This is a genomic window from Marinomonas sp. 15G6-16 (assembly GCF_055809555.1).
Genome location: NZ_CM147916.1, coordinates 1,982,141 through 2,006,200, shown reverse-complemented (window position 1 = coordinate 2,006,200; position 24,060 = coordinate 1,982,141). Strand labels below are relative to the sequence as shown.

Below are 24,060 nucleotides of genomic sequence, written 5' to 3'. Positions count from 1 at the left end.
GCTTCCTCGTATTACTGACAAAGCTTCGCAGCAGTCATGCCTTCAGGTAGCGTATGCTTACCAAAGCCATATGGCTCAACCATCGCTAAATGACTATCAGAACCGATAAAGCCATCTAATTTAGCATTGAATGCATCACGCAAGGTTTCATCACCTGGGCGGAAGCCAAAAGCACCATAACCTTTAACTGATTCACCTTTGATGATCAAAGCATCAAAAGGCTGAGCCAATTCCACATTAGAATCTTTAGACGCAAGCGTCGCCATTGTTAAGCTTGTTCCAGCTAAAGCATCAATACGACCAGACTTAAGCGCCGCTACACCAGATGGATAGTCCGGCAGAGTGACTACTTTACTCATATCAATACCAAACTCACGAGCATAGCCATATTCAACCGCACCAGACATAACACCTAACTTCACGTCTTTTTCTTGAATATCGCCATAGCCATTTAAAGATTCTGGATTCCCATTCTTGACTAAGAAACCTTCCCCAATGCTATAAGTAGGATTTGAAAATAGAACTTGGCGACATCTCTGTGGAGTAACGTACATACCAGCTGCGATTACATCAAACCGACCTGCTCGCAATCCTGGAATTAAAGAACCGAACTCGGTGACAACAACCTCAACGTCAGTAACCCCCATTTCGTTTAGGAGATGTACCGCGATACTTGGTGCTTCGCCTGCAGGTTTACCATCTGAAGTCGTGTAACCGTAAGGCACTTCATTCGCAACCCCAATGGTTACCTTACCGCTTTCTTTGATATCAGACAAAGTATCGGCATAAGCTGAAACATTAAAAATAGAAAAGAAAAATATAGTTAGAGATATAACTTTATTTCTTATAGAAAAGCACATAAAAAGCCTCTTGCAGTGTGTAATAATAGATTAAATTCCTAATAAATCCTTATTTACCTTATATAAAAGGAAATAGTTATTCAACTAAACATTAGTTATCTAAATATTTTAGCTATTAATAATTGCTCTAGATGCAAAACCCTATCTCCTCTCAGATTTAATACAAGCCCTCAAGTCAACAGCTAAACATCAGCGCACCCTAACCCTAAAACTGAGTATAAAATCACTCAAAAGAAGCATCAGACACAATAAAAGCCATATTCACAGAAGGATATATGAGGAAAAATAGCAAAACTTAAAAAGAGCGGTTTAGCCTCTTCGCTGAAACACTTAAAAAAGTGAAGGTATGGCTTTACATTAATGCAGATACCTAGAAGGAGGAGAAAAGCGAAGTAGTAGAGCGCCTTAGTTACCATTTACACAGACGCGTTGAGCTTGCGAAACAGGCGCAAGTAATAAATGAGCACTAAGACGCTCTTGTTTCTAAATCAGACTTTCCATTTCCAAATGAGCCAAAACGAAAAAGCCCGCTCTGCGTTAGCAGAACAGGCTGCTCTTAAATATAAGCTTGACGATGCTTATCCCCTTTGCGGGACAACCTGCTCTCACATACGTGTCTGCACACTACCTTCAGCGATGGCGAGCGCCTGCGGCGGATAAAGAGTCACTTCTGAGTTCGGGATGGGATCAGGTGGTTCAACGCCTTTTTAATCCATTTCTATCTCTTTTCCCTATCAGACCTTCCATTTCCAACAGACGAAAAAAAGCCCCGACAGCTTAGCTATCAGGGCTTTCTAATTAGAAGCTTGACGACTTACTTCTCTTTACATGCGTATCTGCAATAAAAAACCCCACACAGCGTTGGCTATGTGGGGCTCTCGTGTAATAAAGCTTGACGACGACCTACTCTCACATGGGATCTCCCACACTACCATCGGCGATGGCGCTTTTCACTTCTGAGTTCGGGATGGGATCAGGTGGTTCAACGCCTCTATGATCGTCAAGCAATTCGGTTGCGTTTTCACGCGAATACGTTGCTTGGATCTTTAACAATTCATTTTGAAATAACGTGTATCAAGGTTAAACCAGCTTTTGGTTTGTATCGTAATATGTGTAAAACCACTTTGGTGTTATATGGTCAAGCCTCACGAGCAATTAGTATTGGTTAGCTCAATGCCTCACAGCACTTACACACCCAACCTATCAACGTCCTAGTCTCGAACGGCTCTTTAGGGGACTTATGTCCCAGTGAGATCTTATCTTGAGGGAGGCTTCCCGCTTAGATGCTTTCAGCGGTTATCCCGTCCGAACATAGCTACCCGGCAATGCCACTGGCGTGACAACCGGAACACCAGAGGTTCGTCCACTCCGGTCCTCTCGTACTAGGAGCAGCTCCTCTCAAATCTCAAACGTCCACGGCAGATAGGGACCGAACTGTCTCACGACGTTCTAAACCCAGCTCGCGTACCACTTTAAATGGCGAACAGCCATACCCTTGGGACCGGCTTCAGCCCCAGGATGTGATGAGCCGACATCGAGGTGCCAAACACCGCCGTCGATGTGAACTCTTGGGCGGTATCAGCCTGTTATCCCCGGAGTACCTTTTATCCGTTGAGCGATGGCCCTTCCATACAGAACCACCGGATCACTAAGACCTACTTTCGTACCTGCTCGACGTGTCTGTCTCGCAGTTAAGCGTGCTTTTGCCTTTACACTCTATGCATGATTTCCGACCATGCTGAGCACACCTTCGTGCTCCTCCGTTACTCTTTGGGAGGAGACCGCCCCAGTCAAACTACCCACCACACAGTGTCCTCGATCCAGATAATGGACCTGAGTTAGAACCTCAAACATACCAGGGTGGTATTTCAAGATTGGCTCCAATAAGACTGGCGTCCTATCTTCAAAGCCTCCCACCTATCCTACACAAGTAGGTTCAAAGTTCACTGTGAAGCTATAGTAAAGGTTCACGGGGTCTTTCCGTCTAGCCGCGGATACACAGCATCTTCACTGCGATTTCAATTTCACTGAGTCTCGGGTGGAGACAGTGTGGCCATCGTTACGCCATTCGTGCAGGTCGGAACTTACCCGACAAGGAATTTCGCTACCTTAGGACCGTTATAGTTACGGCCGCCGTTTACTTGGGCTTCGATCAAGAGCTTCGCCGAAGCTAACCCCATCAATTAACCTTCAAGCACCGGGCAGGCGTCACACCCTATACGTCCACTTTCGTGTTTGCAGAGTGCTGTGTTTTTAATAAACAGTCGCAGCCACCTGGTATCTTCGACCGATCAATGCTTACGGAGCAAGTCCTTCACACTAACCGGCGTACCTTCTCCCGAAGTTACGGTACCATTTTGCCTAGTTCCTTCACCCGAGTTCTCTCAAGCGCCTTGGTATTCTCTACCTGACCACCTGTGTCGGTTTGGGGTACGGTTCGATCATATCTGAAGCTTAGAAGTTTTTCCTGGAAGCATGGCATCAACCACTTCGCCCAAAAGAGGGCTCGTCGTCAGTTCTCGGTCTTAAAGGGACCCGGATTTGCCTAAGTCCCAAACCTACCGCCTTAAACACAGACAACCATCGCTGTGCTGGCCTAGCCTTCTCCGTCTCTCCATCGCAATATGTACGAGTACAGGAATATTAACCTGTTTCCCATCGACTACGCATTTCTGCCTCGCCTTAGGGGCCGACTCACCCTGCCCTGATTAACATGGGACAGGAAACCTTGGTCTTCCGGCGGGGGAGTTTTTCACTCCCCTTATCGTTACTCATGTCAACATTCGCACTTCTGATACCTCCAGCCTGCCTTACAGCTTGACCTTCAACGGCTTACAGAACGCTCCTCTACCATGCATATAAATATGCATCCGTAGCTTCGGTGTACAGTTTAGCCCCGTTATATCTTCCGCGCAGGCCGACTCGACTAGTGAGCTATTACGCTTTCTTTAAAGGATGGCTGCTTCTAAGCCAACCTCCTAGCTGTCTAAGCCTTCCCACATCGTTTCCCACTTAACTGTAACTTTGGGACCTTAGCTGACGGTCTGGGTTGTTTCCCTTTCCACGACGGACGTTAGCACCCGCCGTGTGTCTCCCGTAATTGCACTCATTGGTATTCGGAGTTTGCATGGGGTTGGTAAGTCGGGATGACCCCCTAGCCCAAACAGTGCTCTACCCCCAATGGTGAGATACGAGGCGCTACCTAAATAGCTTTCGAGGAGAACCAGCTATCTCCGAGCTTGATTAGCCTTTCACTCCTATCCACAAGTCATCCCCGGACTTTTCAACGTACGTGGGTTCGGTCCTCCAGTTAGTGTTACCCAACCTTCAACCTGCTCATGGATAGATCGCCCGGTTTCGGGTCTATTCCCAGCAACTAAACGCCCTATTAAGACTCGGTTTCCCTACGGCTCCGCTAATCGCTTAACCTTGCTACTGAAAATAAGTCGTTGACCCATTATACAAAAGGTACGCAGTCACGGAACAAGTCCGCTCCCACTGCTTGTACGTACACGGTTTCAGGATCTATTTCACTCCCCTCACAGGGGTTCTTTTCGCCTTTCCCTCACGGTACTGGTTCACTATCGGTCAGTCAGGAGTATTTAGCCTTGGAGGATGGTCCCCCCATATTCAGACAGGATAACACGTGTCCCGTCCTACTCGTTTTCATTGAAATGGCGTTTTCGTATACGGGGCTATCACCCACTATGGCGACCCTTTCCAGAGTCTTCTACTAACACCAAACCAACTTAAGGGCTAATCCCCTTTCGCTCGCCGCTACTTAGGGAATCTCGGTTGATTTCTTTTCCTCCGGGTACTTAGATGTTTCAGTTCCCCGGGTTCGCCTCGTTAAGCTATGTATTCACTTAACGATACCCGCAAGCGGGTGGGTTTCCCCATTCGGAAATGTTCGGATCAAAGTTTGTTTATCAACTCCCCGAACCTTATCGCAGATTACCACGTCCTTCATCGCCTCTGACTGCCAAGGCATCCACCGTGCACGCTTGGTCACTTGACCATATAACCCAAAATAGTTTCGGATCACATACCTAAGAGCTTTTGTTCCTCTTAGGATTTACGATAATAGAAGTCACTAGGTTAAAGTGAGCTTCCACCGGTTTAACGCTTGATTCATCGTTATTTCAAAATTTGAATTGTTAAAGAGCAAGTTTAGTGCAAAGCACTAAGTCAGACATTGAGCTATCAACATCTTGCTTAGAACTCTGTTCTAACGTCTTAAGATAGGTATCAGATAATTTGTGTGAACGCTCACCAGAGCTTCTATCGTTTAAGGAGGTGATCCAGCCCCAGGTTCCCCTAGGGCTACCTTGTTACGACTTCACCCCAGTCATTGACCACTCCGTGGTAACCGCCATCCCGAAGGTTAAGCTAGCTACTTCTGGAGCAATCAACTCCCATGGTGTGACGGGCGGTGTGTACAAGGCCCGGGAACGTATTCACCGTAGCATTCTGATCTACGATTACTAGCGATTCCGACTTCATGGAGTCGAGTTGCAGACTCCAATCCGGACTACGACGTACTTTATGGGATTCGCTCACTATCGCTAGCTCGCAGCCCTTTGTATACGCCATTGTAGCACGTGTGTAGCCCTACTCGTAAGGGCCATGATGACTTGACGTCGTCCCCACCTTCCTCCGGTTTGTCACCGGCAGTCTCCTTAAAGTTCTCAGCATAACCTGCTAGCAAGTAAGGATAAGGGTTGCGCTCGTTACGGGACTTAACCCAACATTTCACAACACGAGCTGACGACAGCCATGCAGCACCTGTCTCATAGTTCCCGAAGGCACCAAAGCATCTCTGCTAAGTTCTATGGATGTCAAGAGTAGGTAAGGTTCTTCGCGTTGCTTCGAATTAAACCACATGCTCCACCGCTTGTGCGGGCCCCCGTCAATTCATTTGAGTTTTAACCTTGCGGCCGTACTCCCCAGGCGGTCTACTTATTGCGTTAGCTGCGCCACTAAGTCATTACAACCCAACGGCTAGTAGACATCGTTTACGGCGTGGACTACCAGGGTATCTAATCCTGTTTGCTCCCCACGCTTTCGCACCTCAGTGTCAGTATCAGTCCAGAGTGTCGCCTTCGCCACTGATGTTCCTTCCTATATCTACGCATTTCACCGCTACACAGGAAATTCCACACTCCTCTACCGTACTCTAGCCTGCCAGTATCCGGTGCCATTCCAAGGTTGAGCCCTGGGATTTCACATCAGACTTAACAAACCACCTACGCGCGCTTTACGCCCAGTAATTCCGATTAACGCTTGCACCCTCTGTATTACCGCGGCTGCTGGCACAGAGTTAGCCGGTGCTTCTTCTGGAGCTAACGTCAAAACATTTGGGTATTAACCAAACGCCCTTCCTCACTCCTGAAAGTGCTTTACAACCCTAAGGCCTTCTTCACACACGCGGCATGGCTGGATCAGGCTTGCGCCCATTGTCCAATATTCCCCACTGCTGCCTCCCGTAGGAGTCTGGGCCGTGTCTCAGTCCCAGTGTGACTGGTCATCCTCTCAGACCAGTTAGAGATCGTCGCCTTGGTGAGCCTTTACCCCACCAACTAGCTAATCTCACGCAGGCTCATCTAATAGCGGAAGGTCCTAAGATCCCCTCCTTTCCCCCTAAGGGCGTATGCGGTATTAGCATGCGTTTCCACATGTTGTCCCCCTCTACTAGGCAGATTCCTACGCGTTACTCACCCGTCCGCCGCTCGACGCCTGATAGCAAGCTATCATCGTTTCCGCTCGACTTGCATGTGTTAAGCCTGCCGCCAGCGTTCAATCTGAGCCATGATCAAACTCTTCAGTTAAAAAGTTTGCTTACTCAAGTATCGAAACACTAACAATTTACTTATAAAGCGAATTGACGTGTTTGACGTCTCGTAAGACTTCAATTTTTTTGATCAACTTACTAACTAAAAGTCAGTAGCCAATCTTCTGAAGTCTCCAGCGAGCGCCCACACAAATTATCTGATTATCTATTTTAAAGAGCGTTGCCGTTACACTTAAGCCACTCAACCTCTCAAACCTAATTAAGATGCTAAGCCCTGTCCGTGTCAGCGAGGGCGTATATTAAGGATCTACAGATTTTGTGCAACCCTTTTCTGACAAAAAAGACGATTAATTTAACAACCAACCCTTTTTGTTCACATAACAAACAAAAACACCCTTTTCAGAGTGTTTTTTGATCAAACAAAAACAAAAAAGCCCTGTTACAGTTAAGTAACAGGGCTTTTTTTCACAACTGCCTTACTGAAATTAAGGCGGTGTGATTACGATAAGAAATTATTGAGCGCTTTGCGCTTGTAGATCTTCAAGCTGAATTTGTAGCTCTTCGTATTTAGCACCTAACATAGCTTCTTTCTCTGCAGGAGTAGAAGCTGCATTTAGATCAACACTAGAATCAACCTCTGCACCCATGCTTTCCAACTGAGCAGCAATGGCATCAACACGAGATTGCGCTTCAGCTAAAGCATCGTCATTTGCGAAAGCCGCTGTAGAGATTGCAGTAGCAGCCAAAAAAGTTAACGCTGATTTAGTAAATACATTCATAATATTTCTCCATTCGCTAATTAAATTTCATTTTCAATAAAAAGGTCTTTATTGAGAACGATTGCGTTCCCACGAGAGAAATAATAGCAATAGATTTTCATTAAAAAAGCATCTGAAAGCCGCTTCCCCGTTTGATTCAGAATGAAAGCAATAAACTCTCGTTCGCAGACTTAAAGTAAAAATAGGTAAAGAGAAACTGACGAAATTAGAAGAATCCAGACACTTTATTTAGTAAATATGACTCTAAAGGCAGCGCCCTGAGAAATATATGCTTTTTAAGATCCAATTTTTGGAGAGATAACAGGAATAGAATGACTGACAACCATTTTTTCAGTCGTGATATCGACTTTATAGGCGAGCACTTCCACACCTTTTTCCAGCACTTCAGAGAAAGCTAAGGCATATTTTTCATCTATATGAACAGCCGGAGAAACAGAATCAATACCCGAATGACTCACACAGAAAAACAAAACAGCCCGATGACCCTCTTCAACCATCCTGGCAAGTTCATACAAATGCTTACGCCCACGATCTGTTACTGCATCAGGAAAATAACCGTTACCATCTTCTTCTAATAAGGTGACATTTTTCACCTCAACATAGCACTTTTGACCTTCGCTTCCGGTTAAGAGCCAATCAATGCGACTATTTTCACCATATTTCACTTCGGCCTTTAATTCTGCATAACCAGCCAGTTCAGACACAACGCCATTCGCAATCGCTTCACCAACCAACTTATTTGGCAAACCGGTATTTATACAAGCTAGATGTTCGCCGTCGACTTCAACCAATTCCCACGTATAACCAAGCTTTCGTTTTGGATTCGTACTTTTGGAAAGCCACACACGGGCATTCTCTTGCTGGCAACGCTTCATCGAACCTGTATTCGGGCAATGAGCCACAACCACTTCACCACTAGGCAATTCAACATCAGATAAAAACCGCTTATAGCGTTTAATCAAACGCCCTTCTATTAATGAGGTAGAAAAATCCAAAACATAACTCCAACATTCTTTCTATACGAAACAAAAAAGCGGCTCTCTTTCATAACAAAAGAAGCCGCTTTTTATACTCTTAAACTAAGCAGTTAATCGGTGAGAATTATTCCCACTCAATCGTTGCTGGCGGCTTAGAGGAAACATCGTAAGTTACACGAGAAATGTTTTCGATCTCGTTAATGATGCGACCAGAAACCGTCTCCAATAACTCGTATGGAAGATGAGCCCAACGCGCTGTCATGAAGTCGATGGTTTCAACTGCACGAAGTGCCACAACATATTCATAACGACGACCATCACCAACCACACCAACAGATTTAACTGGCAAGAAAACAGCGAATGCCTGACTTGTTTTATCGTACCAACCAGAACGACGAAGCTCTTCGATGAAAATAGCATCCGCACGACGAAGAATGTCTGCGTAGTCTTTTTTCACTTCACCTAAGATACGAACACCTAAGCCTGGACCTGGGAACGGGTGACGGTAAACCATGTCATGAGGCAAACCAAGTGCCACACCCAGTTTACGCACTTCGTCTTTAAACAATTCACGAAGCGGCTCAACCAATTCCATTTTCATGTCTTCAGGTAAACCACCTACATTGTGGTGAGACTTGATAACATGCGCCTTACCTGTTTTAGAGGCAGCAGATTCGATTACGTCAGGATAAATCGTACCCTGAGCTAGGAAATCAATGCCGTCTAATTTAGAAGACTCTTCGTCGAAGATTTCGATAAATGTATTACCGATGATCTTACGTTTCTTCTCTGGATCCGCTTCACCAGCCAACTTACCAAGGAACAAGTCTTCCGCATCAACACGGATCACTTTCACGCCCATGTTATCAGCAAACATCTTCATCACTTGATCGCCTTCGTTCAAACGAAGCAAACCGTTATCAACGAAAACACACGTCAACTGACTGCCGATTGCTTTATGCAACAAGGCCGCCACAACAGAAGAATCCACACCACCAGACAAAGCCAACAGAACTTGCTTGTCGCCCACTTGCTCACGCATTCTTTCGATTGCATCTTCAGCAATGTTAGCTGGCGTCCATAACGTGTCACACTCACAAATATCTACAACGAAACGAGATAGAATTTTTCCACCTTGTTTCGTATGAGTCACTTCAGGGTGGAACTGAACGCCGTAAAACTTCTTAACTTCGTTCGACATCGCAGCAATTGGGCAGCTTTCCGTAGACGCCATCAAAGAGAAATCTGCAGGCATTGCAGATACTTTATCACCGTGGCTCATCCAAACATCTAATGCAGCAACGCCATTGTTCGCTACGTGATCTTGAATACCTTCTAGTAAAGAAGAGCCTTCGTGCTTACGGATTTGAGCATAACCAAATTCACGCAACTCAGAACCTTGAACTTTACCGCCCAATTGTTCTGCCATTGTTTGCATGCCGTAACAGATACCGAAAACAGGCACACCTAAAGTGAATACAGCTTCTGGAGCGCGAGGAGAACCTGGCTCAGGAACAGACTCAGGGCCACCAGCTAAGATGATGCCTTTAGGTGCGAAATCAATAACTTCCTGATCTTCCATATCAAAAGCACGAACTTCACAGTAAACGCCAATTTCACGAACACGGCGTGCAATCAGCTGAGTGTACTGGGAGCCAAAATCAAGAATAAGAATTTTATGAGCGTGGATATCTTGCGACATTGTTAGCCATTCCTTTCACTCTATCCCAAAGAACATCGCCCTTTAAAATAGAAGTAATTAATCAATAGATAGTAAGAGCAAAAAATAAAGATGGGGCGTGTTATACGCCCCATCCAAATATTAAATTATCAAGCGATTAACCCACGTGATAATTTGGTGCCTCTTTCGTAATGGTCACATCATGGACATGACTCTCACGCATACCAGCACCGGTAATTTGAGAGAACTGAGTTTTCGTACGCATCGTCTCAATATCAGCTGAACCTGTGTAGCCCATAGAAGAGCGAACACCGCCCATCAACTGATGAACAACCGCAACCATTGGTCCTTTCGAAGGCACACGACCTTCAATACCTTCAGGAACAAGCTTCTCAACGCTGCTTGAATCTTGGAAGTAGCGATCGCTTGAACCTTGAGACTGAGACATAGCACCAAGCGAGCCCATACCGCGGTACGCTTTAAATGAACGCCCTTGGAACAACACCACTTCACCAGGCGCTTCATCTGTACCAGCAAGCAAGCCACCAACCATGATGACACTTGCACCAGCGGCAATCGCTTTAGCAATATCACCAGAGAAACGAACACCGCCATCAGCAATAACTGGAATGCCGCGAGGGTTCATTGCTTCTGCAACATTCGCTACTGCACTGATTTGAGGAACACCCACACCAGCAACAATACGAGTTGTACAAATTGAACCTGGGCCGATACCTACTTTCACGCCATCAGCACCCGCATCAGCAAGCGCAATCGCCGCTTCAGCTGTCGCAATGTTACCGCCAATCACTTGAATGTGAGGGAAGTTTTCCTTCACCCAACGAACGCGATCGATAACACCTTTTGAGTGACCGTGAGCGGTATCAACAACAATAATATCAACGCCCGCATCTGAAAGTGCTTTCACACGTTCAGCTGTGTCTGCGCCAGTACCAACAGCCGCACCAACACGCAAACGACCTTGGTCATCTTTACAAGCATTCGGGTAAGTTGTTGCTTTATTAAAATCAGTAACCGTTACCATGCCGCGCAATTCAAACTGCTCATTCACGATCAGCACTTTTTCAATGCGGTTTTCGTGAAGCAATTTACGGATGGAACCAGAAGACGCACCTTCAAGAGCAGTAACAAGACGCTCTTTTGGCGTCATGATGTCAGAAACTTTTTTGTCGAAGTCTTTTACAAAACGAACATCACGACTTGTAACGATACCAACCAAATCTGTACCTTGAACAACAGGTACACTAGAAATGCTATTAGCAGCCGTTAATGCCATTAGCTCTTCAACAGTCGCTTCTGGATTAATGGTTACAAGATCACGAACAATACCGCTTTCGTATTTTTTAACACGACGAACTTCTTGCGCTTGCTCTTCGATGGTCAAGTTTTTGTGCACAATGCCTATGCCGCCTTCTTGAGCCAAAGCAATCGCCATGCGATGTTCGGTAACAGTATCCATTGCAGAAGACGTAAGCGGAATATTCAGCTCAATGTCTTTCGTGATTTTGGTTTTGAGGCTAACATCCTTAGGAAGAACTTCGGAATAGCCGGGGATAAGCAATACGTCATCAAACGTTAGAGCTTCTTGCACGATTCGTAACATAATAGAGGGGTTTCCAATGCCAACAGGGTGTTAAGATGGCAAGTAATTCTACTCCTATAGTTGCATTCGGTAAATCAAAACAACGAGAGATTGATGAATATTTTTACAACTTCTTCCCCACAAGAAACTGCATTTAGCGTCTCGCAACTAAATAAGCAGATTCAACAGCTACTTGAAGCCAGTTTGCCTTGGATTTTAGTGGAAGGTGAAATCTCCAATTTAGCCAAACCAGGTTCGGGACATTGGTACTTTTCACTTAAAGATGACAAAGCACAAATCCGCTGCGCCATGTTCAAAAGCAAAAACAACGCCGTCCGTTTTCGTCCAAAAGATGGCGACAAAGTTCGACTCCGTGCCAGAGTGACTTTTTATGGCCCTCGTGGAGACTGCCAACTCAGCGTCGAAAGTATGGAATCCGCCGGAGAAGGCGCACTTCAACAAGCGTTTGAACGATTAAAAAACACTTTGCAGCTTGAAGGATTATTTGATGCTTCTCACAAAAAGCCGCTGCCAAGCAAACCAGAACGCATTGCCATCATCACGTCGCCTGTTGGCGCCGCTGTGCGAGACATGATCATTGCTTTCCGTCGTCGCTTCCCACTCACCGAACTCACTATTTTGCCTTCATTAGTACAGGGCCAAGATGCCGCTAAGAACATATTGAAGCAAATGCAGCGAGCAGACAGCAGCGGTCACTTCGATGCAATTATTCTGGGTCGCGGTGGCGGCTCACTGGAAGACTTATGGAGTTTCAATGACGAAGCATTGGCCAGAGCCGTTTTTCACGCTCAAACACCTATCGTATCTGCCGTAGGACACGAAACCGACTTTACCATTACAGACTTTGTCGCAGACGTACGCGCCGCAACCCCAACAGCGGCCGCCGAGCTATTGAGTCCAGATCGAAATCAGCTGATTCGACAAATCGAGCAACAGGAAAAACAACTCACTCGACGCATGTCTCGCATTCTTGAACAATGCCAACAGCAGCTCGACTTCACAACAAAACGCATTCGCCACCCGAAAGAGCGTATTGAGCAACAACAGAACCAGCTCAATCAATTAATGCATCGCCTACAGCAAAACATTCAGCGCAAAGTGTCAGAGCAGCACATTCAGACAAGCAATCTCGCTCATCGACTTGAAAGAAACAGCCCTGCTCGTCGTATTAGCCAAGAAAGGCAAGCGCTCAGCAATATAGACACACGACTTGCGCACGCCCTGCGTAATAACCTAACCAACAAACAAACGGCTTTTGCTCGCATCATCGACAAACTCAACCTAGTTAGCCCGCTCAATACCTTGTCCCGTGGCTACGCCATTGCCTCGAAAGACAAACAAGTGATTCGTTCTATTGAAGAAGTAGAAAAAGGTGACGCATTAACAGTCCGAGTTCAGGATGGTGAAATATTATGTGAGGTCAGTGAAGGTAGAGAAATTTAACCAAGTAGAAGAATAATGCTTCTAGGCAAAGATTCGATGCTAAAATAGATTAAAGCTTCTAAACTCAAGCTTTAATTGAATATAAAACCAAGGCTTTTATATTCTGAGCGATAAGGTAAAAGTGATGTTTACTTTTTCCATTTTGTTTACCAAACACAAAATGATCACCAAGGTTGGTTTATATGACATTAAAACTCTCCACCAAAATAGTACTTTGCTTTTCTTGCATCGGCTTATTATTCATAGGGTCTTCTTGGCTAAATTATGAAAGCCGATTAAAAGTCATTAGCGGATTGGATACTATTAATGAATCCTCAACTCCTATTGTAAAACTGGCTTCTAACGTAACAGAGTCAGTAACCAGCGCTGAAATTCTATTACTAAAGCTACTCAACACAACAACGCCAGCAGAACACTCAGAGCAACTAAGTCAGATCAATCAGAACAAAAGTAAAGCACTAACAACTTTAGCTGAGCTTAAAACTGCTGCTAGTGGCGTAGACCGCAACCTACAAGATGAAATAATTCCAGACATTGATTCGCTGGATCTTGCTATCACTCAAATGTTTGAGCTGACTGGAAAAATAGAAAAGCATCAGCATTCTTTTATTGATCTAAGCATGCAAGCAAAATCCATTTCTGATGAATTAACTCAATTAAGAGATGAAGTACTGCCTTTATTAGCCAACATCCTCCTTCAAGTGGAAGAAGACAACGTCATTTCAGTTATCAATGAAACTAACGCTTCTATTTCGTCAGGCATGTTAGTTATTGAGCAGTTGGTTAACACAAGAAATATAAGTGAACTAAAGAGCAATCAAGAGCACTTTGTTGACTGGCAAAACATGCACTCCAATTTATTACCTAAATTGATTTTCTCTTCTAATGAAGACTACTTTAAAAACTTTGTCTCTGAATTATCCCTATTAACCCTCTCCATTCTTGATGCCGTAGAAGGCGATACCGGCCTCATCGCCATTCAAAACGAGCGATTGGCTCTAGCAGAGCAATCACGTATCGACACTTTAGAGCTAGAAAAGAAAATACGAGAAGCAGAAACAGCCACTCAAGGCTTACTGGACACCGCGTTCCGAATTAACACTAACCTTTCTGTTTCTTTAGGTAAGGATGCTGTCGATCAAAACCGTAACAACGTCATGATAGGCATAGTCATTCTGAGCATGATTTTAATCCTTTCTATCTGGATTAGCCGTTTCTTGAAGACCTCTATCAGACAATTAATGAAAGAGCTAAACGACCTTTCCCAAGGTTATTTAAACCGTGTGCAAGCCACTAACAAAACCGATGAATTTGGTGAGTTAAACCGCTACATGGTGATGGTCGTAAATAATCTAAGACAAACCGTCCTAAACATTGATGACTCTTCTCAATTTGTTGAAAAATCCGTCTCCAGCGTTGTGAACAGCTCCCAAAGCACGTTAGAAATAGTTCAGCAGCAAAAATCTGAAATCGACTTAGTCTCAGCAGCGCTTGTCGAAATGTCAGCGACAGCCAACGAAGTGGCCACTCATACAGAGAAAACTCACAGAGAAGTGTTGTCAGCAGCAGAACTTGCAAAAGAAGGCCGAGCTTGTGTACAAGCAAGCTATCAAAGTATTGAGAAAATTTCAGAGCAAACAGGCCAAGCAATAGAAGTCATTAAAAATCTCGATTCCTCAGTGACCAGCATTGAAGACATTATTGGTGCCATCACAGACATCGCAGACCAAACCAACCTACTCGCGCTAAACGCAGCAATCGAAGCCGCAAGAGCTGGAGAACAAGGTCGAGGCTTTGCCGTCGTCGCCGATGAAGTACGCACGCTCGCAACAAAAACACAGGAATCCACATTGGAAATACAGGAAAAAATATCCTCCATGGTGGCAGATTCCAAACGCGCAGTTGACGTAATAAACCAAAGCGAAGAAAAAGTCGCCCTGAGTCTAGAACAAGCGCGAATCTCAGACAGCACCATCGCCCAATTCGAAGAAAAAATGAACGAAGTTCGCGAGCTCAGTTACCTCATTGCCACCGCCGCAGAAGAACAAGCTCAAACCACAGCAGAGCTGGAAGGCAACCTAACCCGAATTTCCAATCTAACTGATGAAACAAACCAAAAAGCAGAATCCGCTAAAGACGTTGCCGTGTCTCAAGTTAAAGTCGTCAATTCTTTAAAAGAAAATGTCTCTAAATTCGTTATTGATGAGGTCTAATTCAGCATGACTAAAATACTAAAGAACACACAGACCTTAATAAACGCATCAATTTTAGCTGGCACTTTTTCTACTATCGCCTTGTCAGCTACCAGCGCCCACGCGGTCGAACTAAACATCGCCACGGTAAATAATGGGCACATGATTGAAATGCAGAAACTCAGCAACGAATTTGAAACCTTACATCCAGACATTCAATTAAAATGGCACGTTTACAATGAAGGCAGTTTACGCATGCGAGCCATTGCCGACATTGCTTCTGGTGGTGGACGTTACGACGTATTGACCATTGGTATGTATGAAGCGCCTATTTGGGCAAAACACGGATGGCTAAAGCCTCTTAATTTTAGCGCATCTTATGACGTAGACGACCTTCTGCCTTCTGTCAGAGAAGGTTTATCTTACGAAGGTGAGTTATACGCAGCGCCCTTCTATGGTGAAAGCTCCATGCTGATGTACAGAGAAGACTTACTCAGCAAAGCCAATCTCTCATTTAGCAGTCGCCCTAGTTGGGATCAAGTCTACACCGCAGCACAAAAAATGCACGACCCAGAAAATGATATTTATGGCATTTGTCTACGAGGAAAGCCTGGCTGGGGAGATAACATGGCCTTAATCTCCACCATGGTAAACAGCTTTGGTGGACAATGGTTCGACATGAACTGGACACCTCAAATAGATAGCTCAGCTTGGCAAAAAGCCGTCAGCTTTTATATAGATCTTCTATCAAACTACGGGCCGCCAAACTCAGAGAAAAACAGCTTCAATGAAATTTTATCATTATCCCGTGAAGGCAAATGCGCCATGTGGATTGATGCCTCCGTTGCCGCTTCGTTTATAACCAATCAAGACGAAAGCCAATACGCCAATAATTGGAAATTTGCCCAGTCGCCTTATCAAGAAACCAGCTTAGGTGCGAATTGGCTATGGGCTTGGTCTTTGGCTATCCCGCAAAATACCAAAAAATTGGAAGCAGCAGAAACCTTCATTAGTTGGGCAACCTCAAAAGATTACATAGGTTTGATAGCGAAGAAAAACGGTTGGAAAAACATTCCAACAGGCACTCGAACATCCACCTATCAAGAGCAGAACTTCCTGTCTGTCGCGGGTGTTTTTGCCAATGCAGAACTAGAAGCCTTACGAACAGCCACACCAGATAACAGCACATTACCTGCGTCGCCCTATTCTGGAATTCAGTTCGTCCCTATTCCAGAATTTGTTCCTATTGCCGGTAACACAGGGCAAAAAATAGCGGAAGTATTGGAAGGCAATATGTCAGTACAAGAAGCCTTATCAAGCGCACAAAAAACCGCCGTGAGAGAAATGAAACGAGCAGAATATTAACTCAGCTTTACCTCTTTATGGCATTTAATATAAAGCACGCGTCATGCGTGCTTTTTTGTGCTCTCGCGGCAAGACTCTAACTGGCACTTTTTAAATACTCAATAAAAGCAACAATGTGCGCTGGAAGCACTCGATCTTTCATCGTCACCAAATCTATTCCGGCTGAAATGGATTTGGAATCAGGCAGTATTTCAACAACCTCTTTACTGGCCAGCTCCTTCTCCACCAGCACTCTGGGCAAATTCGCGATACCAAGCCCAGCCATCACAAAATCTTTGACCAAGCGATCGTCGTTCGCGGCAATGGAAGCGCTCTTCACCTCCAAGCGTTTTACTAACTTTTTATCGTTCTTTCCTAACCAGGTTTTCATGGACGGACAATCCATTTGATAATCAATAATATCGAGATCCACCACTTGCTTAAAATCGGTTATCTCATCGTGTTCCGCGATAAATTGACGACTCGCAACGGTAACAAACACTTCAGAGCGAAAAGGACAAACCTCTAACAAACGATTGTCTGAAGAAAACACCACGATGCCAACGTCTGTTTTACCATTCACCACACCATTTACCGTCGTTGCATCGTCTTGCAATTCAATCTCAATATTGACGTGTGGGTGCGCTTTTTTAAATGCATCAATGACAGGAACAAGAAGCAAGGTCGCCAGTTCCATCGTACAAGCGATCGACAAAGTACCAAACAAACTCCCAGAGTCCCGCTTCACCTTAATCATCTCTTCTTCAAGGGCTGACAAATGCTTATCCGCGGTCACCAACAGCTCTCTTCCCTCAGGCGTCAGATAGATTTTTCGATTGGCTCTTTTAAACAGAACAATCCCCAACTCTTCTTCAAGCTTTTTAATTTGATGAGAGACCGCTTGCTGAGTTAAATACAAACGACTCGCCGCCTTGGTCACACTTTCATATTTTGCCACCTGAACGAAAGTCGCCAGATTATTTAAATGACGCATTCAAACTCCTACCCTTTCTTCCATCACTTCATATAAAAACAACTTAACACAAATAAAATTTAAAAAAAGTTAAAAAAGTACTGTTTTTTATTTGTTAATTAATCCTTCACACTCTCCATAGTTTCATCAAATGACGCCTTACCTAACACAGAGAGGAACAGCATGAAAAAGCACATCACACACATTGCAACCGGATTACTCCTTAGCGCTATGGCAACACAAGCGTCCGCGTTTGATATTGAAATAGACCCAACCGCTTATCTTTTCAGCGGGCATTCCGTTCACTTTGGATTTGGTGGCGATAACTTCCGTTTTGATATAGGTACATTTGGGCTGGAGGCGCCAGAAGCCTTTCATAGAGACGAAAACTACGACCTAGAATTTGAAGGCGTTGGCATCAAATTAGATTATCTATTCGGCAACTACGCAGGATGGTTTGTTGGCGTTGAAGCCAACTCGAACGAGGTCACTTACACTCGAAAATCCACCAATGAAACGGCCACAAGACAACAATTTTCATTAGGGCCAAGGTTCGGTTATCGCATCATGTACACGCAAAACATCACCATCACGCCATGGTTGGGCATCAACTTAAATCTTGAACATGACGATGTGATATTGGATGGTGAACGCGCAGACAGCGAAGCCGTTACCTTCTTCCCTGCGGTTCACCTTGGTTGGAAGTTTTAAATGATGATTAGCAGAAACCTCAAAGGCATGCTGCGCCTTGAAGCCGCGGTGATATTTACCTTCTCCAGTATCGCCTACTTTCAATACAACCCAGATTGGCTACTTTTCGCCCTCTTATTCTTACTGCCTGACTTGGCGATATTGGGTTATCTAGCAAGCAATAAAATAGGCGCAATCTTGTACAACATCACCCATTCATTAATCGGCCCAGCTTTGTGCCTTGGCATCAGTTGGTTAGTGCTCAAGAGTGAACTGGGCATTTCTATTGGCCTTATTTGGTTCGCACACGTGGGCTTTGATCGCACATTAGGCTACGGACTCAAATACGCCAGCGGCTTTAAACACACGCACTTGGGAATCATTGGCAGATAAGCTTTCCTGAATACCGCATGATCGGCCGAACACTCTATTTGGTTGATCAAAGAAACAAAACACGTTCGCTCCACGCGCCAGCGCGAGAAGTCGCTGAACTGTGTTATCGTTTCTTTCAATGCTTAAGATTTTTAAACTCTTTTAGTAGAGATAACTCATATCAGGTTAATGAAAGGAAGCAATAACATGTCTGAAGAATTCACTCTAGATTGGTCTGACCCTACAACAATAGACAATGAGAACTTTCCACAAGACACGCTCGGTCGAGAGAAATACGCGCGGTTCTTAACACAATTTTTAATCGGTCAAGCTAAAGGCTCAACTCAAGAAGGTGTCGAAGATAGACGCAACTACGTACTGAATCTCAATTCCGAGTGGGGTTCAGGGAAAACCTATTTCCTAAAGCGTTGGTCAGCAGATTTAAAAAAGTCTTTCCCTACTGTGTACATTGATGCATGGCAACAAGACTACTCCGACGATCCATTGATGACCGTGATATCGTCTGTGATAAATCAGCTAAGAGAGCAAGCTAGCATAGATGTAGAGAAATCTGATTTTGCAATTCCTAACAGGGTTGTTGGTTTATTAAAAGCCGCCGCACCAGCCCTTATAAAAACATTTTCTAAAAAGTACTTCGGTGACGAAGACTTCATCGATTTAAGTGATGTCGCAGCAGATGCGGTGACGCATTTACTCGATGAACATGAAGAGAAGTCGCAAGCAATTGATGATTTAAAAGATAGCGTCGCTAAATGGGTTTCTTTTATTACAGACAATTCAGAAGACGACAAAACATACCCAGCCTTTATTTTCATCGATGAGTTAGACCGCTGTCGTCCAAGTTATGCAGTAGAAATGCTGGAAACCATCAAACATATTTTTGATATTGAAGGCATTGTCTTTGTTGTGGCAACCGACACGGAGCAACTGCAACACGCGGTCAAAGCCATTTATGGTGAAGGCTTCAATGCTCAACTTTATCTTGGCCGTTTCTTTAACAGCCGCTTCAGTTTAAAAGCGCCAGACTTAAAAGACTTCTTAGAAGTCCATGTTGATCACGCTAAATTATCGGGTGATGCTTTAGACGAAAAAGGCATAAAGATTCTGCCGCCCAACCCTGATGGCAAGGTCACTCTACGAAACATTGCAGTGATTTTAGATGCGTTCAAAATGCCACCAAGAACAGCCATCCAAATAGCAGATCGCGTTATCGCCACGCTATCCAACATGCCTAAAGACTCTAAGATCGATATTTTGATGCTGACGACATTATTATGTTTTTATGAAGAAGATAGTGAACAATTTTTAAAGATCATTTCTGAATCATTTGGGGAAAAGGTCGAAGAAAAATTAACAACTTACCTGAACAATCGATTCGATAAATATAAGCCTAATATCTTAGTTGAAATAAACTTTAGGCAATTTGGAGGAACGCTTTCCTATCTTGAAAATAAAGTATGTCAAACACCATTTACATCATACTTAACAGAGATATTCTCATCACATTTCGGCACGAATGAACCTGTTGGTTTTTTAGATCTACAATTCAGGGATTACTCACCAATAAAGCAATCTTACCATAATTTTATTGAGTCTCTAGAAGACTGCTCCTCCGATTCTGATATTGCCATTAACTATTTTAAACACCTATACGACATGGAAAAATACACTGATATTACACCTTTTCAATACCAAGACTACGTCGAACTTGCTTCTGCTTTAGATTGGATCGATGGCGACACAGGTTCCGATGACGATTAAGTAAATGTCTTTAAAGGCAAACAGCTAGACAGGAACATAGCAGAGTTCGGCGACTTTTCGCGCTTGCGCGTGGAGCGAACCTGTTATGTTCCTGTCTAGCGCTCCAAACCAAACGCTTCTATATAGCCACCCGAATCAGTCACAATCACACCTCATATCGCTCTATTTTCTTGATCAACCCTTGCCGTGAGATGCCAAGTTGTTTGGCGGCTTGAGTTCGATTTCCTTGGTGTTTTTCTAAGGCGCTGTGGATGAGGCGGATTTCAAGGTCTTTGACTTGTTCGTCTAATGTGGTGTCACTGTTGGCGGTATGATCGTGCGTTTGTTTCTGGTTGATGGCGGTGACATTTGGGTAAAGCAGTTGAATGTCTTCCATGGCGATTCGCCCTGTTGGGCAGATAGAAGCGACGCTTTCTAAGGCGTTTCTGAGTTCCCGCACGTTGCCTTGCCATGTTTGCTCACGAAACCATTGCATGGCGTCTGGCGTGAGTTGCAGGGTTTTAGATTGCTGTGTTTCTAGGTGTTTGAGAAACGCTTGTAATAACACGGGAACGTCTTCCAATCGCTCTGATAAGGCTTGAGTTTCAATGTTCACGCCTTTGATGCGGTAATACAAATCTTCCCGAAAGCTGCCCTCTTGCACCTTGCTCAGTAAGTCAGCATTGGTCGCGGAGACCACTCGAATGTCGATATGTTTTTGCTCTCGTCCGCCAACAGGGAAAAACGTGCCTTCTTGCAACACTCGCAGCAGTTTGACTTGCATCGCCAGTGGCATTTCGCCAATCTCATCAAGAAACAATGTGCCGCCATCGGCCAAGCTCAGTAAGCCTACTTTGTCTTTCTCCGCACCAGTGAACGCGCCTTTCACGTAGCCAAACAATTCACTTTCTAATAAGTCCGCTGGAATCGCGCCGCAATGAACAGAAACAAACGCTTTGCTCGCTCGGTGGCTCAAGTCATGCAAGGTGCGTGAAATCACTTCTTTGCCTGTGCCCGATGGCCCAGTCACTAAAACACGCACGTCCGTTGGCGCAATGCGTTCGATTAAAGCGCGAATTTTTTGCGAGCTGGCGGAATGTCCAATATAAGACGCCGCGCCTTGGTTTTGTTGTGTGGATTGTTTGAGCTGATTTAATTCCCGCTCTAACGTGGTTTTGGTAATCGCTCGGCGCACCACGACCGCCAACATGTCTGGATCAATGGGTTTGGCGATAAAGTCCCAAGCGCCCAATTCAACGGCTTTTAGCGCCAGTTCACGATCCGCGTGGCCGGTAATAATAATCACAGGTCGGCCTTCAAATTCCGGCATGGCGTCTAATGTCACTTGAGGATCAAAATGCGGCGGCATAGACAAATCCAGCAAGACCAAATCCGCGTCAAATTTGCCGATCACATCACGAGCCTCTTCTAAGCTGCCAACCGCTTTAACATGATAATCTTGCTTCGCTAACCAGCGCCCTGCTAACTCACGGAATGCAGGTTCGTCATCCACTAATAAAATTTTATTCTGCATTCTGTTGTTCCTGTTCTTGTGGTTTTTTATGAGCTTGTGTTTTAGGTAGAACAATTTCGAACGTCACTGGCCAATCCGTATCGGCGCGATGAAAAATGCGACCGCCATGAGCATCAATGATGCGCCGCACAATCGCCAACCCCAAACCACTTCCACCAGCGCGTTTAGTCACAAACGGCTGGAACAAAGCGTCACCTTGCAGGGTTTTATCAATCTCTGGGCCATTATTGTGTATATGGATAATCAAGGATTCGGCTTCCGCTTTCGCCTCGATAGACAACTTACCGTCTGGCTGATTGCGCAAAAACGCCGTGGCGTTATCGATCAAATTAATAAACACTTGCTGAAGACGTTGAGGATCGGCGTCCAACTCCAAAGTCTCGTCCACCTTCATGTCATGACCAATATCCCCCAATGGCGCTTGTGCTAATACGCTGGCGATGAGCGCTCGCAATGGCGTAGGAGACAATTGCAGTGTCAAACCGCCGGAATACACCAGCATGTCGCTCACCAGACGATCGGCTCGGTTTAATTGCGTTTGAATGTGCTGACGAGTGTCAGGCGGCGTATCGTGCGACGCCATGGCGATGATGTTCAAAGGGTTGCGCAGTTCGTGAGCCATGGCGGCGGATAAACCTCCAAGTTCCACAAGATGTTGTTCATCCAGACGTTTTCGTTCCGCCGCGGCCAAGGCAAGAGATCGATCCAACAAGCCACAACTGTTGGCATAAAGAGACGCAAAGACTTCCGCGGTTAAGCGCATTCCTGGGCTGGCGTCTTCCCAGCCGATTAAGCTAAAACGCCAGCCATTTTGGTCTTGTGAAAGCGTGATCGCCAAATCACTCTTTGTCGTCATTTCGCCACTAAATGGCATGTTAATCTGAACCGTTCGACGAATTTGTGCAGACAACAAGCCTTCGCCTAACGCGATAAGAGCGGGCCAATCTTGGGCTTCTTTTAAACGGCTCGACCAGTTTTCCAGCACTTGCTCATTCAACATAGCGCCGGGATAAATCAAACGAGAAATCAGACGATTCAATGGCTGGTAAATCACCGCCGTCGTCACTAAAAGAAGCAAAGAATAGAGCCACAATTGCCAGCTTGGAACGTCCGCTAAAGCTTGCAAACCCAGTCGTCCAGACACCACACTGATCACCGCGATCAAGCAAAGAATCACCAGCATCATGGCAAGCCAAAGTAAGGCTCTGTTCGCAAAGGCATTCACCGATAAGATTTGATAACGCACCACGCCATAAACCAGCAAGAGCAAATAGCTTGGCAACAGCAACATAGGATAAGGAAACCAACTGATGCCAAAGGACGGAAACACAAAGCTGGTTGCCAGCAAAAGCCCCCACGCGCCAACACCAAACATCGCCAAGATAGAGCGTTTTTTATTGCCCGAATGACGATACCAACCGAAGAGCAAAACCCCGTGAGCCAAGATCCCTACTAAAACCGTATACGCGAGGTTCCCTGTGCCTGCGTCTGTAAAAACGAAAAAAGAACGGGTGTCGAATGTGCTGACAACGTCGCCCGCGCCAATCCACCAGCTGTGCAAAACAACGGCCGAACTGGTGGCGTAAAACCAAGGCAACGCCTTATGAAGTCGGTCGAGCATGGCTTCTTTCGCGGCACCAGAGTTCACAAACACAATGGCAAAATGCAGGAAGAAAGTCGGCATAAGAGGATTCGCGAGAATGATGTGAATGCCAAGGTTTTCAAACCCTTGAAACAAGGCAACGTGACCAAAACACCAAATCGCCATCATGATGGCAAAGCCAGCCAAGGCGCGTAAATCGCCCTGCTTTTTCGCTCGCCATAAAAGCCAAATCGCGACCAAAATACCGCAGACGCTGGACACCAACATGGCGATTTCAAACATCAATGAAAGGGTCAAACCGTAAACCTCGTTTACACTATAAATAAGACAAAATCGTAAACCTCTTTTACGGCTCACGCAAAGTTAAATTTTATTCCTTTAAAATCAATAAGATAAAAACACTCATAAATTGGCCTCTCGTTTGCTATAAGCATTA

14 protein-coding genes and 3 rRNA genes are annotated in these 24,060 nt (G+C 45.0%); 6 read left to right on the top strand and 11 right to left on the bottom strand.

Annotated features, from left to right (window positions below; all coding sequences use genetic code 11):
* Positions 1-11 precede the first annotated feature (11 nt).
* The 8 genes from ehuB to guaB all read right to left on the bottom strand — a co-directional run bounded on the left by ehuB (position 12) and on the right by guaB (position 11,712).
* Positions 12-776: an ectoine/hydroxyectoine ABC transporter substrate-binding protein EhuB gene (gene ehuB / locus AC0L46_RS09670; RefSeq protein WP_473503185.1), complete on the bottom strand. Its 765-nt coding sequence runs from the start codon at positions 774-776 to the stop codon at positions 12-14.
* A gap of 974 nt (positions 777-1,750) precedes the next feature.
* Positions 1,751-1,865: ribosomal RNA gene (rrf, locus tag AC0L46_RS09665) — 5S ribosomal RNA — on the bottom strand.
* Between the two features lie 129 nt (positions 1,866-1,994).
* Positions 1,995-4,878, bottom strand: a 23S ribosomal RNA gene (locus AC0L46_RS09660).
* Positions 4,879-5,149: 271 nt separating this feature from the next.
* Positions 5,150-6,688 (bottom strand): 16S ribosomal RNA (locus AC0L46_RS09655).
* Together the 16S, 23S and 5S rRNA genes form the textbook arrangement of a ribosomal RNA operon.
* Positions 6,689-7,163: 475 nt before the next feature.
* A complete protein-coding gene (locus AC0L46_RS09650; protein ID WP_473503184.1) occupies positions 7,164-7,430 on the bottom strand; it encodes a hypothetical protein in 267 nt (88 codons plus the stop codon).
* A 275-nt stretch (positions 7,431-7,705) separates the two neighbouring features.
* The gene (sfsA, locus tag AC0L46_RS09645) at positions 7,706-8,425 is read right to left on the bottom strand and encodes a DNA/RNA nuclease SfsA (protein ID WP_473503182.1); all 720 of its coding nucleotides are present in this window, start codon (positions 8,423-8,425) and stop codon (positions 7,706-7,708) included.
* 106 nt (positions 8,426-8,531) lie between these two features.
* A complete protein-coding gene (guaA, locus tag AC0L46_RS09640; protein ID WP_473503180.1) occupies positions 8,532-10,109 on the bottom strand; it encodes a glutamine-hydrolyzing GMP synthase in 1,578 nt (525 codons plus the stop codon).
* 136 nt (positions 10,110-10,245) lie between these two features.
* Complete coding sequence (gene guaB, locus AC0L46_RS09635) at positions 10,246-11,712, bottom strand: IMP dehydrogenase (RefSeq protein WP_414682849.1); 1,467 nt, start codon at positions 11,710-11,712, stop codon at positions 10,246-10,248.
* A gap of 93 nt (positions 11,713-11,805) precedes the next feature.
* Here guaB and xseA point away from each other — a divergent pair, with 93 nt between their 5' ends.
* From xseA to AC0L46_RS09620, 3 genes are all read left to right on the top strand, one after another.
* A complete protein-coding gene (gene xseA / locus AC0L46_RS09630; protein WP_473503178.1) occupies positions 11,806-13,155 on the top strand; it encodes an exodeoxyribonuclease VII large subunit in 1,350 nt (449 codons plus the stop codon).
* Positions 13,156-13,337: 182 nt separating this feature from the next.
* The gene (locus AC0L46_RS09625; protein ID WP_473503177.1) at positions 13,338-15,368 is read left to right on the top strand and encodes a methyl-accepting chemotaxis protein; all 2,031 of its coding nucleotides are present in this window, start codon (positions 13,338-13,340) and stop codon (positions 15,366-15,368) included.
* A 6-nt stretch (positions 15,369-15,374) separates the two neighbouring features.
* Positions 15,375-16,712, top strand: a complete 1,338-nt coding sequence (locus tag AC0L46_RS09620; RefSeq protein ID WP_473503175.1) for an ABC transporter substrate-binding protein — start codon at positions 15,375-15,377, stop codon at positions 16,710-16,712.
* A gap of 76 nt (positions 16,713-16,788) precedes the next feature.
* Here AC0L46_RS09620 and AC0L46_RS09615 read toward each other — a convergent pair whose 3' ends face one another.
* Entirely contained in the window at positions 16,789-17,685 is an 897-nt protein-coding gene (locus AC0L46_RS09615; protein WP_473503173.1) for a LysR family transcriptional regulator, read from the bottom strand.
* A 162-nt stretch (positions 17,686-17,847) separates the two neighbouring features.
* Between AC0L46_RS09615 and AC0L46_RS09610 the strand changes: the two genes are divergently transcribed.
* From AC0L46_RS09610 to AC0L46_RS09600, 3 genes are all read left to right on the top strand, one after another.
* Entirely contained in the window at positions 17,848-18,375 is a 528-nt protein-coding gene (locus tag AC0L46_RS09610) for a hypothetical protein (protein WP_473503171.1), read from the top strand.
* A complete protein-coding gene (locus AC0L46_RS09605; protein WP_473503169.1) occupies positions 18,376-18,747 on the top strand; it encodes a DUF4260 family protein in 372 nt (123 codons plus the stop codon).
* 186 nt (positions 18,748-18,933) lie between these two features.
* Positions 18,934-20,508: a KAP family P-loop NTPase fold protein gene (locus AC0L46_RS09600; RefSeq protein WP_473503167.1), complete on the top strand. Its 1,575-nt coding sequence runs from the start codon at positions 18,934-18,936 to the stop codon at positions 20,506-20,508.
* Positions 20,509-20,653: 145 nt separating this feature from the next.
* On the opposite strand, the gene AC0L46_RS09595 is transcribed toward AC0L46_RS09600, so the two are convergent.
* Both AC0L46_RS09595 and AC0L46_RS09590 read right to left on the bottom strand, forming a co-directional pair.
* Positions 20,654-22,021 (bottom strand): sigma-54-dependent transcriptional regulator, encoded by a 1,368-nt coding sequence (locus AC0L46_RS09595; RefSeq protein ID WP_473503165.1) that lies wholly within the window; start codon positions 22,019-22,021, stop codon positions 20,654-20,656.
* Complete coding sequence (locus AC0L46_RS09590; protein ID WP_473503163.1) at positions 22,011-23,921, bottom strand: sensor histidine kinase; 1,911 nt, start codon at positions 23,919-23,921, stop codon at positions 22,011-22,013. The genes AC0L46_RS09595 and AC0L46_RS09590 overlap by 11 nt, the downstream gene beginning before the upstream one ends.
* Positions 23,922-24,060 lie beyond the last annotated feature (139 nt).

What these genes read in the sequence shown, in the direction of transcription:
- guaB (WP_414682849.1), bottom strand. Translation starts at nt 11,712, where the DNA reads ATGTTACGAATCGTGCAAGAAGCTCTAACGTTTGATGACGTATTGCTT.
- AC0L46_RS09615 (WP_473503173.1), bottom strand. Translation starts at nt 17,685, where the DNA reads ATGCGTCATTTAAATAATCTGGCGACTTTCGTTCAGGTGGCAAAATAT.
- xseA (WP_473503178.1), top strand. Translation starts at nt 11,806, where the DNA reads ATGAATATTTTTACAACTTCTTCCCCACAAGAAACTGCATTTAGCGTC.
- guaA (WP_473503180.1), bottom strand. Translation starts at nt 10,109, where the DNA reads ATGTCGCAAGATATCCACGCTCATAAAATTCTTATTCTTGATTTTGGC.
- AC0L46_RS09600 (WP_473503167.1), top strand. Translation starts at nt 18,934, where the DNA reads ATGTCTGAAGAATTCACTCTAGATTGGTCTGACCCTACAACAATAGAC.
- AC0L46_RS09610 (WP_473503171.1), top strand. Translation starts at nt 17,848, where the DNA reads ATGAAAAAGCACATCACACACATTGCAACCGGATTACTCCTTAGCGCT.
- AC0L46_RS09605 (WP_473503169.1), top strand. Translation starts at nt 18,376, where the DNA reads ATGATGATTAGCAGAAACCTCAAAGGCATGCTGCGCCTTGAAGCCGCG.
- AC0L46_RS09650 (WP_473503184.1), bottom strand. Translation starts at nt 7,430, where the DNA reads ATGAATGTATTTACTAAATCAGCGTTAACTTTTTTGGCTGCTACTGCA.
- AC0L46_RS09625 (WP_473503177.1), top strand. Translation starts at nt 13,338, where the DNA reads ATGACATTAAAACTCTCCACCAAAATAGTACTTTGCTTTTCTTGCATC.
- AC0L46_RS09595 (WP_473503165.1), bottom strand. Translation starts at nt 22,021, where the DNA reads ATGCAGAATAAAATTTTATTAGTGGATGACGAACCTGCATTCCGTGAG.
- AC0L46_RS09620 (WP_473503175.1), top strand. Translation starts at nt 15,375, where the DNA reads ATGACTAAAATACTAAAGAACACACAGACCTTAATAAACGCATCAATT.